This is a genomic window from Streptomyces murinus, assembly GCF_002154555.1.
Classification (GTDB): domain Bacteria; phylum Actinomycetota; class Actinomycetes; order Streptomycetales; family Streptomycetaceae; genus Streptomyces; species Streptomyces murinus.
Map to the genome: position 1 here is coordinate 1 of NZ_MUNF01001040.1, position 802 is coordinate 802.

General features: G+C 77.9%; 1 protein-coding gene. It reads right to left on the minus strand.

The genetic code is table 11. The annotated features are described in order from the left end of the window. On the minus strand, positions 1–802 hold an 802-nt coding region (locus CCN72_RS37520), incomplete at both ends, for a protein phosphatase 2C domain-containing protein (protein WP_425276211.1).

Below are 802 nucleotides of genomic sequence, written 5' to 3' on the forward strand. Positions count from 1 at the left end.
GGCTCGGGCAGCTGTTCGTACGGGACCTGCGGGACGCCGAGGTCGAGGGTGAGGCGGTCGTCGTCCTCCTCGGCGGGCTCGGCTGTCCCGGGCGGCTCGGGGGGCGCGTGGTCCGTGGCGCGCGGTTCGATGTCCCGCCAGCTGCCGTCCCGCAGCTGGAAGAGGCCGCCGTCGCCGACGCCGAAGAAGACGCGGGTACGGCAGTGCGGGTCGGCGGGCAGCAGCAGACAGCGCAGGGTGGCCGTGTACTCCTCGGGCCGTGCGCCCCGTTCGAGGGCGCTCGCGCGGAGCCGGCCGAGGCTCCGGTCGGTGAGCCGGTGCAGGCCCGCCTTCAGATCGGCGCGCCGGGTGGCCCGGATGTCCTCGGCGAGCCGCTGATGGCTGCGGCCCACCGCCCGGCCGATCCAGCGGCACGCCTCGGCCGCCGCGAGGTGCGCCTCGGGGGTGGCGCGGGCGCCGGTGGCCATCGCGACGAGCACCAGCGCGTGGTCGCCGGTGCCGAAGCGCGCGGTCAGCAGCGCGTCCCGGCGCGGCTCGCCCCGGTAGCGCGCCGAGTCCCCGCGCAGCGACACCGACCGCAGCGTCCAGGTCCCGTACCGGGCCCCGTCCAGGACCGTGTCCGCCACCAACTCCCCCAGCTCCTCCGGCTCGGCGTGGGGCAGGGCGGTGGGCTCGGGGTCATAGGTGGGCGGCCCGGACCCCACGAAGTCAAGCGCCGAGGCGGGCTCGGCAACGGACGGGGGCTCGGCGGCCGGACGCCGCCCGGGGAGATCGGCCCGGGCCGACTGGACGGGGAGGACGC